8 protein-coding genes are annotated in these 15,196 nt (G+C 38.6%); 4 read left to right on the top strand and 4 right to left on the bottom strand.

Features of this window, described 5'->3' with window-relative positions:
- Nucleotides 1-14: 14 nt before the first annotated feature.
- Genes IPK35_05180 through paaC form a run of 3 tightly spaced genes read left to right on the top strand, consistent with a single transcriptional unit; the run spans nt 15 to nt 4,857 of the window.
- Entirely contained in the window at nt 15-3,803 is a 3,789-nt protein-coding gene (locus IPK35_05180; protein ID MBK8052674.1) for a glycoside hydrolase family 9 protein, read from the top strand.
- A 24-nt stretch (nt 3,804-3,827) separates the two neighbouring features.
- Nucleotides 3,828-4,109, top strand: a complete 282-nt coding sequence (paaB, locus tag IPK35_05175) for a 1,2-phenylacetyl-CoA epoxidase subunit B (GenBank protein MBK8052673.1) — start codon at nt 3,828-3,830, stop codon at nt 4,107-4,109.
- A gap of 1 nt (nt 4,110) precedes the next feature.
- A complete protein-coding gene (gene paaC / locus IPK35_05170; protein MBK8052672.1) occupies nt 4,111-4,857 on the top strand; it encodes a phenylacetate-CoA oxygenase subunit PaaC in 747 nt (248 codons plus the stop codon).
- 200 nt (nt 4,858-5,057) lie between these two features.
- Here paaC and IPK35_05165 read toward each other — a convergent pair whose 3' ends face one another.
- Nucleotides 5,058-8,315 (bottom strand): amidohydrolase family protein, encoded by a 3,258-nt coding sequence (locus tag IPK35_05165; GenBank protein ID MBK8052671.1) that lies wholly within the window; start codon nt 8,313-8,315, stop codon nt 5,058-5,060.
- 295 nt (nt 8,316-8,610) lie between these two features.
- Complete coding sequence (locus IPK35_05160) at nt 8,611-12,219, bottom strand: M36 family metallopeptidase (GenBank protein ID MBK8052670.1); 3,609 nt, start codon at nt 12,217-12,219, stop codon at nt 8,611-8,613.
- Between the two features lie 432 nt (nt 12,220-12,651).
- On the opposite strand from IPK35_05160, the gene IPK35_05155 reads away from it, so the two are divergent.
- On the top strand, nt 12,652-13,626 hold the full coding sequence (locus IPK35_05155; GenBank protein ID MBK8052669.1) for a threonylcarbamoyl-AMP synthase: 975 nt from the start codon (nt 12,652-12,654) through the stop codon (nt 13,624-13,626).
- A gap of 79 nt (nt 13,627-13,705) precedes the next feature.
- On the opposite strand, the gene IPK35_05150 is transcribed toward IPK35_05155, so the two are convergent.
- The gene (locus tag IPK35_05150; GenBank protein MBK8052668.1) at nt 13,706-14,032 is read right to left on the bottom strand and encodes a DUF805 domain-containing protein; all 327 of its coding nucleotides are present in this window, start codon (nt 14,030-14,032) and stop codon (nt 13,706-13,708) included.
- A gap of 131 nt (nt 14,033-14,163) precedes the next feature.
- Nucleotides 14,164-14,454 carry a hypothetical protein gene (locus tag IPK35_05145; protein MBK8052667.1) on the bottom strand — a complete coding sequence of 97 codons (291 nt, stop codon included), beginning with the start codon at nt 14,452-14,454 and terminating at the stop codon, nt 14,164-14,166.
- Between the last annotated feature and the right edge of the window lie 742 nt (nt 14,455-15,196).

The following is a 15,196-nucleotide window of genomic DNA, read 5'->3' as shown; positions in this document are numbered from 1 at the left end:
AAAAAAACAAGGTCATGTTACGAGTACTTAGAAAATACATTTTAGCAATTTTTTTATTTTCATCCATGATTTTCATACATCTGGATGCTCAGATCATCAATAAAATAGATCTTCGATTGATCAATGCAAATCCTAATGTAACTCAGAATGTAATAGTAGTCCTTTCTGCTCAAGCTGATGTAAAAGGGGCAAAATCTGTCAGTGGAAAAGACCAAAAAGCTAATTTTGTTTTTAACAGGCTAAAAGATACAGCTGTCATAACCCAGGTAGAAGTTAAAAATTTACTTCAATCTAAAGGAGTATCTTTCAGAAGTTACTATATGGTCAATATGATCACGCTTAAAGCAAAAAAATCACTCATTGATTCTATTGCTGTTTTAACTTCTGTAGACAGAGTTTTGCTGGATGGAGCAGTGCTTGTCAATAATTTGATTGAACCAGAAAGAAATAAATCAGGCAATAGAGGCATTGAATGGAATGTAGATAAGATAGGTGCCCCTACTGTGTGGGACTTGGGATATACCGGACAGAATGTAGTTATCGGAGGCCAGGATACAGGATATGACTGGATGCACAATACATTGAAAAAAAAATACCGAGGATGGAATGTGACATCCCCTGACCACAACTACAACTGGCATGATGCCATCAGAGAAGATATTCCTTTGAGTTCGGGTGTAAATAGCTGTGGTTTTGACAGCAGACAGCCTTGTGACGATCACAACCACGGGACACACACCATGGGTACGATGGTAGGCAATGATAGTATGGGAAATCAAATAGGTGTCGCACCTGGAGCCAAATGGATAGGTTGCCGCAATATGGAAAATGGTTATGGACGACCATCAACATATCTTGAATGTTTTGAATGGTTTTTGGCTCCTTATGCTTTGGATAGTCTTTCCACCACTGGTGATCCTACTAAAATGCCTCACGTTATCAACAATTCATGGGGATGTCCGCCGGTAGAGGGATGTGATACCTCAGTATATAATATCATGAGGATTGCTGTCGATAATCTGAAACTAGCCGGCTGTGTTGTTGTTGTGTCCGCCGGCAATTCGGGTTCATCCTGCGGAAGTGTAAATGATCCTTCTGCCATTTTTGAAAATAGTTTTAGCGTAGGTGCAACCAATAGTGCAGATGAGATCGCTGGGTTTAGCAGTAGAGGGTCCGTTACTGTTGATGGTTCAAACAGGATCAAGCCCAATGTCAGTGCACCTGGCGTTAGCGTCAGGTCTGCCATTCGCAATAATGGTTATGGCAGTTCAAGCGGCACAAGCATGGCTGGTCCTCATGTCGCAGGTCTGGTAGCATTGATCATCTCAGCCAATCCGACTTTGGCAGGTGAAGTCGATAAAATCGAAAATATAATAGAGCAAACAGCCGTAAATCTTACTTCAAATACTCAATCATGTAATGGCATACCAGGCACTTCTATACCTAATAATACCTATGGATATGGTAGGATAGACGCTGTGGCGGCAGTGAATCGCGCGATAAACGAACTTTATGTACCTTTGATCAAAATTGACCAATTTGGTTACAAGCCCACTGACGAAAAAATTGCCATACTATCTGATCCTCAAACTGGTTACAATAGCGCGGACAGTTATACACCTGCTTCAACTATAGTTGTGAAAAACTCAAATACCTTGCAAGTCGTATTTTCTGGTGCGCCTGTAGTGTGGGCAAGTGGGGCTACCCATAGTCAGAGTGGAGACAGAGTATGGAGATTTGATTTTAGTGCGTTCAATACACCTGGGACTTATCATGTCGCTGATGGAAATAGTGGCGATATCCGATCAGAAGATTTTGAAATCAAGGCTGATATATATGATGACATTTTAAAGACAGCTTTCAAGACATTTTATTATCAAAGATGTGGTGTGGCAAAGGTCGCTCCTTATGCTTTACCGGGTTATACCGATGGAGTTTGTCATGCCCAAGATGCCTCCTGTAGATTTATCAAGGACAAAAATAATACTTCATTGTACAAAAATATGGCTGGTGGGTGGCATGATGCAGGTGATTATAACAAATACGTGAACTTTGCGTACAAACCCATCAACGATTTGCTTTGGTCATATGAAATCAATCCACAAGCTTGGGCAAACGATAATATGAATATACCCGAATCCGGCAATGGTATTCCTGATTTACTCGATGAGATCAAATATGAGTTGGATTGGTTTATCAAAATGCAAGATACCGATGGTGGTGTTTTTTGTGTGGTAGGTGTCCAGAATCATACGTCAGCATCGCCTCCATCAGCTGACAATGCTACTAGATATTATGGTACTAAAACCACAGCCGCATCATTGACTACAGCTGCATCCTTCGCCTTTGCTTCCAAACAATTTAAAAAAATAGATCATCCCACTGCGCAATCCTATGCCACAACTCTCCAAACTAAAGCCATCCAAGCATGGACATGGTCCATTAGCAATTCAAATATAAATTACTTTAATACTGCTGACACTCTTGCTGCAGGTGAGCAAGAAGTAGATAATTATGAAAGAGACATGAGAAAACTTGCCGCAGCAGTCTACCTTTATGACTTGACTGGTGACAATACTTACAAAACATATGTCGAAAGTAATTATAATAATGCTCATTTATTGCAATGGGGCTTTGTTTATCCTTTCGAAAATGTGATTCAATTGAGTTTGCTTCATTATAGTCATTTGAAAGGTGTCAGTACAATGGTTGCAAACAATATAAAAAATGCTTTCAGAAATTCCATGAATAATTATACGCACAATTTTCCAGCTCAGGCTAATGATCTGGATGCGTACAAGGCTCACTTAGAAACACAAAACATTGGCTGGGGTAGCAATGGAATCAAATGTAATCATGGCAACTTATACCAAGCCTATCATCATTTTAATCTCGATGCTGCAAACAACGGTTTGGCTGAAAAAACTATGAGTCATTATATTCATTATATGCATGGTGTAAACCCCAATGCTCTTACTTACCTTACAAAAATGTCAGGTTTAGGAGCAGACAGATCTGTAAATACTATCTACCACGGATGGTTTAACCATGGTAGTCCACTTTGGGATGATGTCAGAACTTCTACATATGGCCCGGCGCCGGGATTTATTCCTGGCGGACCTAACCCAGGATGGAGTTTGGATGGTTGCTGTCCTTCAGGGTGTGGTAGTGCTGCAAACAATAATCTCTGTAATATCACAAACCCACCATCTAATCAGCCTCCATTAAAATCATACAAAGAATGGAATACCGGATGGCCCCAAAACTCATGGAGCGTGACTGAAAACGGCATTTACTATCAATCAGCTTATTTATTTTTATTATCATCAATGGTAAATCAGGCTTCAGGCCTCTTACCTGCCGAAAATCAAATAAATATTAATGCGGACATCTATTTTAATACCACTAATAGTAGTGTAATACTAACAAGTCCTAATAATACAAAATATAAAATCAATGTAAGCAACGAAGGAATCATATCTGCGTCTCAAATAGCCAGTGCAAGTACAGGAAGCACAAAGATTGTAAACAGTAGCTTAAATTTAAACTTTTCACAAAAGGGTATCATCACCAAATCACCTGATCACGCTTTATGGAAGATATCGATAGGTAAAGCTGGGGAATTGAAAACTTCATTGCTTGCTTCGATTTCAGGTAACCATGTCCAACAACAAGAAGGAGATATGCTGATTGAAAATAGTGGATATGGATTAATTCTCACAGACGAAAATAATATCTGTTATCTTGTGTCTATAAATGATTCAGGGACAATATTCACAAAACCAATAGACTGTAATGATTAGAATTCAAACTAAAACCAAAGTATCATGAAAGATTGGCCACTCTTTGAAGTATTCATCCGGTCCAAAAATGGACTCAGTCACAAACATATGGGTAGCCTCCATGCCGCCGATGCTCATATGGCTATCCAAAATGCACGCGATGTATATACCCGCCGAAATGAGGGTATAAGCATTTGGGTAGTAGAATCCAAAAACATCACTGCGTCTAATCCCGATGATAAAGAAGCACTCTTTGATCCGGCACATGACAAAATATATCGCCATCCTACTTTTTATGAATTACCTGACGAACTAAAACACATGTAATATGCAGCAGGAAGTAAAAGATGTTATGCTCATGATGGCCGATAATCTAATGGTGCTCGGTCAAAGGCTAGGAGAGTGGTGCGGACACGGACCTGTCCTTGAGCAGGATATTGCACTTACTAATATAGCTCTTGATGTCATAGGTGAAGCACGCGGTTATTATCAGTATCTTGCTGAGATAGAAGGCAAAAATGAAGATGATTATCCAATGTTGAGGTATGAACGCAATTTTAAAAATGCACTGTTGGTTGAACAACCTAATGGCAACTGGGCGGATACGATGATGAGACAATGTATCTTCGATTGTTATCACTATTACCTGCTGGAAGGAATGACAGAAAGTGCGGACGCACGATTAGCTGCAATTGCCAAAAAAAGTATCAAAGAGGCAGCCTACCATCTTTCTTTTTCTTCTGAATGGGTCATCAGATTGGGTGACGGAACGGAAGAAAGTCATGACAAAATGCAAAACGCTCTCAATAATATGATTTCCTATATGGATGAACTGTTTACACCTACAACATATGAAAATTACTGCACTGCTCATTTAATCTTTCCGCATTTGGACAATGTAAAAGTAAAAGCTCTTTCTAAATTTAATAGGACGTTGCAAGAAGCTACACTGACCGGCCCTGTCAAGTATTTTTCAAAAAAAGGAGGGAAAACCGGACTTCATACAGAATATCTGGGTTTTATACTTGCAGAAATGCAGTATATGCAAAGGGCATATCCCGGACAATCATGGTAGTACATTATTTTGACGCAAAGCTAATGTTTATAAGGCTTTCAGCCTTTATTAACATTAATTTTGTCTATTACATCTAGGATAACCCACTAAATCCGAAACTTAAAAATTAAAATAATACAGTGCAATTTTGGGATACACCCGAATATAGTGAGAATTGGAGATAAGCTAAAACTACCTAATATACTGTATCTCGGTCTCTGTTACAATCCACAGGCACATCTTATGCCCATAAAACTATTGGTCTCCTGATAGAAAGGGTAATTCAGCCCACTACCATCCATTTCCCAGTAAAATTTAGTGCGCTTTTTATCTGAATTGCCGATTTCATTCATTGTGTCCGTGTCATACAGGCGACCATTGATCATGGTATAAACCACATTTTCTGATTTTCGGATGTCTTCAAGCGGATTTCCATCAATGACGATCAGGTCAGCAAGTTTTCCTGCTTTGAGTGTCCCTATCTGGTGTTGCATTCCTAAGAGTTCAGCACCATTGACGGTGGCACTTTTAAGTGCCTGAAAGTTGGTCATACCACCTTGCTGCAACATCCAAAGCTCCCAATGCACTCCCAGTCCCTGCAACTGCCCGTGAGCACCAAGATTGATGTTGACACCGGCATCTGCCAGTTTTTTACATGATTTTGATGTCAGAATATGGCCGTTTTCGTATTCTTCTTGTGGCACCATAGTTCGGTGCCTTGACCTAGAGTCAATAATTGATCTTGGTGTAAATTTCAGCAATTTTTCTTTTTTCCAAACTTCGGTATTTTGGTACCAATAATATTCTCCGGTAAGTCCGCCATAATTGACAATGAGGGTTGGTGTATTACTTGTCTTCGTATGTGACCAGAAACTGACAACATCTTTGTATAGCGGAGCCACTGGTATATTATGCTCAACACTGGTATGCCCGTCAGCCACCATACTTAGATTGTGGTAAAAAAACGATCCTCCTTCCGGTACTACCCTGATACCTAACTGACGTGCAGCTTCTATCACTTGCTGACGTTGTTCACGGCGAGGTTGGTTATAGGACTTTACCGAAAATGCACCGAAAGCTTTGGTCCTTCTCAGAGCTGATTTTGCGTCTTCAAGACTGTTGATTTCCGCTTTGAAGTCTCCATCGGCACCATACAGTATAGTTCCTGTAGAATAAATTCTTGGACCAGTGAGTGTTCCGGCTTTTACCATTTCTGACTGAGCAAATGTGATTTCACTATTGACGGAAGGATCATGGGTAGTGGTCACGCCGTACGCCAGATTAGCATAGTATTCCCAATGCTTTTGAGGGCTGATACCATCTCTGAAGGCGCCAAGATGAGCATGAACGTCTATCAGCCCGGGCATGATGGTTTTTCCTTTCAAGTCATATACTTTGGTTTGATTATCCAATTTAAACCCTGAAGCCGGTCCAACATATTTGATGATGTTTTCCTCAATCACTACAACGCCGTTTTTGATGACTCTGTCATTTTCCATCGTGATGATATTGGCATTTTTAAAGGCTATTTTACCTTTGGGCTTGTCTGATTTTATGGTCAGATTGATTTTGGTTCCTGAAGTATCGATAGGAGGTATGGTATCAAGGGAACCTTCCAGAAAGAGAAATCTTCTGCTCAGACTTTCTGTAAAATATTCATTGCCCAATGTCCAATGTAATGATTTACTATCTGCCGACCAATGCAGGTTGATACCGGCATCTCGGGCAACCTGTGCCACTGGTACCATTTTGGTTTTTGCAGAAAGTCCAATGGGTTGACCTGTTTTGGGCATGGGAGCAATATATACTTTATACAATTCTGTAAACGCTATCCATTTGTTGTCCGGACTAGCTACAAAATTGGTAGTATAGCTTGTATTAAAAACAATTTCGGACTTTTTAGTTTTCAGGTTATACTTTTTGAAAGCTTTGGATACCGAACCAAATAAAAATCCACCGGTTGTATAATAAATGTCGTTACCGTCATATGAAAAAGTGGGCTTTTCTCCTTCCTGTGTGATAAGTTCAGGTTTTTCACCGCTTACATTACAGGTGTAAATACCTGAATTTGTATTGTACTGATAACCCTGATGACCATTACCACCTTCTTTTCGATATACCATTTGATTTCCAGCCGGAGAAAAAGATGGTGTTCTGTAAATGGCTGGATCCTTAGTGATGGAGGTTGATTTTTTAGTAGCAAAATTGTAAACCTGAATTTTACCAAGGCTTTCATCATTCCAGGTCACATAGACTATCTGATCTCCTTTTGCATTAAACTGTGGTTCAGCTTCGAAGTCCGTTCCATCTGTAAGTCTTTCAGGAGTACCACCATTTTGTGAGACATAAAGACCTCCTAATGCGCTGAATACAATTTTACTTTCATCCGGAGACGTGACAACATTTCTTAAGACTTTCACTTCAAATTGATCATCAAAAGCTTTATTTTCAAATTGCACTGTTTCCATGAGCCGATGTTTGGCGTTTACAGTAAATGGGATATCCATTGCTTTTTTACTTTCAATGCTGACTCTTTGGATTTTTCCTTTAGCCCATATTATGATTTCATTATCATCAGGCATCCAGTCGAACCCTGTATAAATACCAAAAATAGTCCATGCTTCTTGCTGATCTTTACTTAATTGATCATAAATCGGCCATTCTCTGGCTGTGGCAATGTCATAAATATATAAAACAGATTTCTCTCGCACCCTTCTTACATATGCAATTTTGTCACCTTTATTTGAAATTTGTGGCCTGCAAGCACCGCCAGGTCCTCCTGTCACTCTTTTGATTTCCCCGTTTTCCATATTGTAGCTATTGATCACAAATATCTCGCTATTTGGATCTTTATTGTACTGAAAATATCCACCTGGATAGACATCTTCACTGAAGTATAACATTTTACCATCGGGAGACATTGATGGTTCGTTTACATCTTGCTGATCATTTTTCCTTTTGGTAAGTTGAATTCCATCGCCTCCTGAAATATGATACATCCACATTTCGCCCGCCCCAAGGGATCTGCCTGAAGTAAAATGTTTCCTGGCTATGATGTACTGACCATCGGGCATCCATATAGCATTGTTAAGGAGCCTGAAACTTTCTTTGGTTATTTGTTTGACATTTTTGCCATCGGGATCCATGTAAAATATATTGTCCCCACCTGCTGAATCACTGGTAAACAATATCTTTTTTCCGTCAGGACTCCATCTGGGTTGTACCTCCCACGCAAGACCTGTTCGAATTGCAGTTGCAGTACCACCGGAAATCGGGATGGTGTAAATATCTCCCAGCATATCAAATGCAATCATGCTTCCGTCGGGACTCACATCGACATTCATCCATGTCCCCTCATTGGTAGTAAAAGTAACGTCCTTAAAGTTTCCGGGAGGATTGTTTATGTCCCATTTTGGTTTGTCTTGAGAGAAGGAAGAAAATTGAAGAATTAGTAATGCAAAAAGCAAAAAGTATTTCATTGGAGTGTGATTTAAAGTATTTGTTGTAAAAATATAAAATTTACACGGATTAAAGTGTATTATATTGTCTAAGTTTTGATGAAGGGTGGCCGGAAAAGCATGAAGGCTTGGGGAGACGATATGAAGTTATAATATTATTGCTGTTATGGTCCCACAGGATAATATACAGATCACCCATTAGAAGTATAATCCTTAGTTAATAGTCAAAATAAATCTTTTTGCGTCCGCCATAGAAAACGGATGATATTTAAAGATAGAAAATGTAGTCTTTATTTCGATGTAAATCAGATATTGACTACTTCACTATTAGTTTTTGTGTACTCACATGATTGCCGGACTGTAATTTTACAAGATAGAATCCTGCTGGTATTGTGCTGATGTCCAGTGGATAAAATCTCAGACTGTTGTCAAGCAAAACGTTACTTTCCATCATGACACGGCCTTCAGGAGATAAAATTGTGATACTGGATTGTATAGTTGTATTTGTTTTAGCTGAAAAGACCACATAATCTTCAGCAGGATTAGGTCTGAGCTTGAAACTTAATAAATCTTCGTTAAAATCATCAGCAGGACTGACGGCATCTTCTGTATTTACAAGTGTTTGTATGGTAGGAGTGCAGGATTTTTCTCCTGTTCCATTGTTGCCTGTGATACATGCCGATGTGTTGTATTTAAAAATATCAATTATTTCAAAATCGTCAATAAACCAACCGGTCACATCGCCGTTGGCTTTTACGCTGGCGTCACTTGCAAACCTGAATCTGAAAATTACTGTCTTACCACTGTATTCTGACAGGTCAATATATGAATCAATCCATGGTCCATTATTCAGATTGGTACCGGTCCAGTTTCCACCGGAATTGCCTGAAAATGCTTGCAAAGATGGTATCGCTATGGTTGCCCAAGCCAATGGACCAGTGTACCCGTTTCGTATAAATTTCTCTTTATTTACAGGGACGAACGGCCCGTTATTTACACTTATCTCCACAAAACCACCATCATTGCCGAATTGAGTATTGTATCTATGCCAGAATCTGACCGCCGGGTTTTTTCCTTTGATTTCAAATTTTTCTGAAACTAATGAAGCATCTGAATCCCCGACCTCATTGATGATATGCAGCGAAGTTTGCGGACTTCGGTATATATCATTGTTGGGAAGCCAATCTTCATTTCCTTCATTTTTTTGTATGTCCCAGTTGAAATCACGATCAAAGTTTTGGATTGACATTCTTACGGATTTATTGTCCTTACTGGCTTTGACCTTGTATGAAATCTTTATTTCTTTATCATAATCCATTTCGCCAAGTTTGAAAGTAAGTACATTTCCTGATATTTCAGGTACTATGGGAGATGATCCGTTTACGTATGTCATTCCATTTTCCAGCTGATCAGTGATGATGACATTATTTTGACGTGCCGGGATATGATTGACAACCACTAGTTCTACAGTGGCATCGCCTCCAGGATTGACGGATGCCGAAATATTTTTTCTGATTTTTAACTTTTCAATACAGGTAGGCAAGGATTCAAAATTTTCGCTGCCATCATCACGGTCATTTTTACTACCGCCATCCGCAAAATATCCGAATCCCCGACGTGCAAAAACATTCCAAAGCATACATTTATGAGTTGAGTTGAAATGAATTTCATCGGCTTTAATGATGGCATTTCTGCCATCCATAAATCCCGGATTACACGGCTGTATCTTCATGCCTTCCATCACCAGAAACATTGCCTTAAAATTTCCTGAATTTTGATTTTTCCAATCAGCGTCGTAGCCATATTTATCAACAAAAGCCCAGTACATATCCCATAATACATCGGCCCATATCTCTCCCAGAGCGTGGCAACCATTGCATCCGGGACCTGGTCTTTTAGTACCTTTTGCAGAATGAAAGGTCTGTGGGTTGACATTCATATCAGTGGAGTAAGGAAATCTTCTGATTCCACCACCGGTGATGTCCTGTGCTGAAGCGTAGGTTCCGATACCTCTTCTGTCCTGCCCCTTATCACCTGGCTCATGTGTCATCACCAAAGCAAAAAAGTCACTCCATCCCTCTCCCATTTGTTCGTCATTGGTGAGACATGATGTATTAAATCGCCCTCCGGTGAGCCTGTTGGATATACCATGAGCATACTCGTGCGCTATGATACCATTATCAAGTGATCCGTCCAGAAAAGCTGCGCCAACTCTTTCTCTCTGCTGAAAAGTTACTGTCACTGTAGCTCCATTTGAGAGAGCAACCCTGATGCGGTCGCAATCTGATTTTTTGAAAAATACAGATGGTATTGTGACAGAGCCGGCATCAGTACCACCACTCATAGTAGATAATTCTTCTCCATTTCCACCATTTACGCCTGAAATATTGCAAATGATAGCAGCAATGGCACCGGCCTTTTGGGCATTCAGCACTTTTGTCGAAAAATTACAAGTTCCCCGATCAATCAAAGCTATTTTGCCTTTGATGTCATTACTATTGACAGATACAAAACATCCCTGAGTTGCATTGGCACTCCCATCTTTATAATTTACCAAATTTCCGCTGATAGGGATTTCGTTTGAGTTTGGTATCACTTTTCCAAAACTGGCGGCTCCATATTCAGAAACAAAGCCTTTCAATTGTTCAGGAGCATCAATAGACACTGATCCTCCCTGATTTTCCCAAAAATACATCTGCATTGTGCCTGATCCACCATCACTTGGTGTCGAAAAATTGGCATTGTTGATTTTTGTAGGTTGTCCGGCAACTGTGTCTTTTTTTTCTTCATGCAGTGTGATACCATCAAATGCCTGAGCCTGTACAAAATCATTTCCATCTGCTTTACCTGTGTAATTTTTTGATTGAAAATTTCCAAACTCCTCATTGAATCCCGCTAAAAAAGTAACATCATGCATCATATTGCACATATAAAAGAGGTTGGTCACGGCAGCGTGATTACTTTGCCTGGGATCATTGTTGATATTAAATGGATAATCAAAAACAAGTGACTGGCCGCCGTTGGGTTCATTTCCATCTGACTGATTATCATCATTTTTATCCTCATAAGCATATACATTGTTGCCTCGGGTGATGGTATGCTCGGGTCCATCGATCCCATTGGTATCATGCCAACCGAATGGAGAAGCAGATGGATAAACATCATCAGACGCCATACTTCGCCCACTGTGTTTAGGGCTTTCGGCAGGCAATTTAAATACATTGTATTTTGCTGCTGTCCCTGAAAGAATTTCTGACACAGATTGTTGAGTATTGTTTATTTTTCTGAACGTTTTGATACCACAATCATCGTGTCTCGCATATGCATGATCATGATGTTTGCAATATAATGTATAGTTGTATTTTGAAACAAACTCACCGCTGACAGCATCGATGTTCATATCCCAATAATCGGCAGAATTGGCCATATCAATGTTGAGGTTCCATACCAATACAAGTTTGTCATCTACCAGTTCATATTTCAGTTGAGCAGGTATAGGCGATTTGGACAATTCAGGTAGGGTATATGATTGTATTCTGTCACTTGATCTGCTACCTGAAACCGGAGTTTCTTTAATCCGTATCCCAAGATGAGCTGCACTATTGATAATTGCTGCCGCAGGTGTTACTGCGGGCTTTAGTGTATTGATCTTTTTACCGATTTGAGCTACCAGATTATGTGCATCAGAAACCACTTTGCCATGCTGATCCATGATCACTGTCATCATGGTGTTGCGTATAGGTATACCCTTGTAAGCCTGATTGAGATACATATACGTGATGCCTTTTTCACTGACGGCTTCTGAGCTTACAAATATATCTTCATAATCATCTTTATCAAGACCCCAGAACTTTGCCTTTTGATTGATATGGGTTTTTGCAGATATAAGATTTTGTTGTGCAGTAACGAATGTAATAGCAGTCAAAAAAGATAAAATAAATAAATAATGCCTTAAAGTCATATAATGAAAATAAATAATGTGTAAAGGTAAACTAAAAAACCAATAATCAGAGAAAAAACTGGGAAACCTGTTAGAATTTCTAACAGTTTATTGTTAAAATGGTTTTTTTAAAGTTGTGTTTCTCTGATTATCAATGCATGATGATCACATAGCTTTGCCATCAGACATTCAAATTGTTATTAAAGAAAATTTTAAAAACATAGTATTTATTTAGGTATATCTTCATTTAAAAGGAAAAGTTCAGTTCCCAAGGGGTTTAAAGCCTCTTGAAATAACCACAATTGTTAAAAAAATGACCCAATAAAATTTAGTGAGCAGCCTAACCATTTTCAAAACATATTAATTTAAATTGAAATATTTAAGTCATTATAGTAAAAATTGATGTAATTTTGCACTATGTATGAAAATGCTTTTATAGGACATAATATAGATATTGCCGCTTCATTGCTTAAAAAAGGAGAAGCGGTGGCCATCCCTACTGAGACAGTATATGGACTGGCTGCCAATGCGCTCGACACAAGGGCCGTAGCCAGGATTTACCATATCAAACAAAGGCCTTCGTTTGATCCATTGATCATTCATCTGTATGATTTCAGTAGGGTATATGAATATGTCGAAGAAGTTCCGGAACCATTGAGAAAACTTGCTGAGAGATTTACTCCGGGTCCCATCACTTTTCTGTTGAAGAAAAAAGATATCATTCCCGATCTGGTGACATCAGGATCAGCTTATGTTGCTGTAAGGATACCCGCTCATCCTGTTACCCGAGAATTGCTTTCAAAACTTGATTTTCCTTTAGCAGCACCAAGTGCTAATCCTTTTGGGTATATCAGCCCGACTACTGCACAACATGTAGCCGACCAGTTGGGAAGTAAAGTGTACTATATACTTGACGGCGGTCCTTGTGAAGTAGGAGTAGAAAGCACGATTGTAGGCATGGACGATAAAGGTGGCGTCGAAATACTCCGAAAAGGAGGACTATCTGTTGAAAACATCGAAGACTGTGTAGGGCAAGTCCATGTAAGGGATATTTCTACATCAAATCCTGAAGCTCCCGGTATGCTGATAAGCCACTATGCGCCCAAAGTGCCACTGATCCTGGGAGATTTAAATAAGCTTACTATTGGAGCTCATCAAGAAAAGACTGGTGTGATCACATTAAGGAATTTTCTTCCCCATATCACCACAAAACATCAGGTCGTACTATCACCATCGGGCAACTATATGGATGCAGCGCGCAACTTATTTGCCGGTATGCGGTATCTGGATAATTGTGATCTGGATGTGATCTATGCAGAATTGCTCCCCGAAACAGATCTTGGTGTGGCCATCAATGACAGATTGCGCAGGGCTGCAAGTAAACATATGTAGTTTGGTCAGTACTCTATTGTAAGTATATACTTCAAAACTCTTTAATGTCAACCAAAATAAACATTGATTAACCACTGAATTACCACTTTGTGTTTCGCACAATATTTCCTACTCCTTTTGGATTGGGTCCATATTTATTAATACCATAGTCACTATCTCCAAAGAGCATCCATAAACCATAAAATGGGATGAATTGAAACCAGCCACTGTTTCCCCTATCGTGACATCTTTTGGTTCCTTGTGCTAATTTAAACCAAAATAATAGAATGTGTATTATGAATGCTCCTAAAGGAGTAAAGCCAATTAAAAGGCTAGCAAACATATAAGAAGAATATATTATTAATATTGTAAGACCATATTCAGTTCTTCTGATGCGACCTTCAATTGAAAATGGATTTCTAAACATAGTTAAAATTTGTCAAACAATTTAGAATTTGTCGTCACCTGATGATATTTAGTAAGGTAATATTTGTTTTTTCTTCTGCATTATCAATCTTTTAAAAATGACTTTTAAACCAAGGTTATTTGAAACCATTACTATAAAGAATTCTTCTCTCTTTCTATGATCTTCTTATAGATATTCTGATTCATCCACCATTTCAGAGTACTGTAGCCTATGATACCGGCAAGTATCATAGTAAGCAGTTGTGACAATGCCGGATAGGTTAAATAAACATCCTGAAATGTCTTTTCTTTCAGACTGAACAGATTGATGATCACAAATACCATAAAGCCAAAAAAAGAACCATTGACCAGTCCATATCTTAGACGTCCCTGAACTTGTCTTTTTTCCCAGAGTTCTTTAAATTTTTTGTCTTGATCATTCATTTGATGGGTATTTTATTGTAGACAGAAAATATTCTGCGAAAAATATAAATCATAATGTATTGTAAATTAAATAATTATGATTGTAAATTTTCGTAATCAATTTTCTGTTTGGTATATTGTATAAAGTGATGTTCTAAAACAAAATTGTAATCCTATCTTATTTTTTTATGAATATAAAAACTGACGATCCAAAATTCTCTCGACTAGCATACAAAGATAATAATATCCTCATTTATTCAAAAATCATCTCAATGAATTGTGTGAATAACTAATTGCACTTTTTCAGTATTCTTCTTTAGTGACGGTAAAAACGTGGTTGAATTGGGCGGGTCGTCTCAAGCGTAGCTTGACAAGCTCTTCAGGGAATGAGGGTAGCGAGGAAGAAAATTTGAATTTGTTCAGTTTGTTATACACACCATTGAATTTTTCGATTTTATATACAATGTCATTTAGATAAGGAATTTTTCTTTGTTTTTACCCTATCTGAATCGTTCCCTTGCAAGGGAAAGATTTCATAAAGATGCCTTAACTAGAATTATTTTCTATAATAAAGCATATGTATCATCGTCTTTAGAAAAATAAATTCTCGTCGGTATAGTTCTCACAATTCACTGATCTTCCAGCTACTTAGGTCAAACGAAAATATAAATAAACATAATCACCAATATTTTCCAAAAAAGCCTATTTTTGACACAGTTTCATGATGTGAAGTCAAAAGAGTATCAAATCAACTTAGATTTTC

The sequence above is a fragment of the Saprospiraceae bacterium genome (assembly GCA_016713025.1).
Lineage (GTDB): Bacteria > Bacteroidota > Bacteroidia > Chitinophagales > Saprospiraceae > OLB9.
Note: the sequence above shows the minus strand (reverse complement) of the source record. Positions and strands in the feature narration are given on the sequence as shown.

What these genes read in the sequence shown, in the direction of transcription:
- IPK35_05180 (MBK8052674.1), top strand. Translation starts at nt 15, where the DNA reads ATGTTACGAGTACTTAGAAAATACATTTTAGCAATTTTTTTATTTTCA.
- paaB (MBK8052673.1), top strand. Translation starts at nt 3,828, where the DNA reads ATGAAAGATTGGCCACTCTTTGAAGTATTCATCCGGTCCAAAAATGGA.
- paaC (MBK8052672.1), top strand. Translation starts at nt 4,111, where the DNA reads ATGCAGCAGGAAGTAAAAGATGTTATGCTCATGATGGCCGATAATCTA.
- IPK35_05165 (MBK8052671.1), bottom strand. Translation starts at nt 8,315, where the DNA reads ATGAAATACTTTTTGCTTTTTGCATTACTAATTCTTCAATTTTCTTCC.
- IPK35_05155 (MBK8052669.1), top strand. Translation starts at nt 12,652, where the DNA reads ATGTATGAAAATGCTTTTATAGGACATAATATAGATATTGCCGCTTCA.
- IPK35_05150 (MBK8052668.1), bottom strand. Translation starts at nt 14,032, where the DNA reads ATGTTTAGAAATCCATTTTCAATTGAAGGTCGCATCAGAAGAACTGAA.
- IPK35_05145 (MBK8052667.1), bottom strand. Translation starts at nt 14,454, where the DNA reads ATGAATGATCAAGACAAAAAATTTAAAGAACTCTGGGAAAAAAGACAA.